Source organism: Bowmanella yangjiangensis, assembly GCF_017255015.1.
Lineage (GTDB): Bacteria > Pseudomonadota > Gammaproteobacteria > Enterobacterales > Alteromonadaceae > Bowmanella > Bowmanella yangjiangensis.
On sequence record NZ_JAFKCS010000816.1, the window covers coordinates 1 to 322 of the forward strand.

The following is a 322-nucleotide window of genomic DNA, read 5'->3' on the forward strand; positions in this document are numbered from 1 at the left end:
GGTGCCCAGCGGGCCAAGGGCTACCGGGCGGCGGAAATCGTCGGCCAGCATTTCTCGGTGTTCTACAGCGCGCAGGAGCGTGACGCCGGCGTGCCGCAACGCGGCCTGCAGCAGGCCCGCGACACCGGGCGTTTCGAGGCCACCGGCTGGCGCCTGCGCAAGGACGGTTCGTCGTTCTGGGCCCACGTGATCATCGATGCCGTGCGCGACGATGAAGGCCAGCTCATCGGCTTCGCCAAGATCACCCGGGACTGCACCGAGCAGCAGCGCCTGCAGAACGAACAGCGCGAGCAGGAGCGGCGTTTCCGCCTGCTGGTGCAGG

The 322-nt window shown here is 69.3% G+C and carries 1 protein-coding gene; it reads left to right on the plus strand.

Annotated elements, in window-relative coordinates; all coding sequences use genetic code 11:
• Positions 1 to 322: PAS domain-containing protein (locus J0A65_RS26810; RefSeq protein ID WP_206597208.1), on the plus strand; the 322-nt coding region annotated here is incomplete at both ends.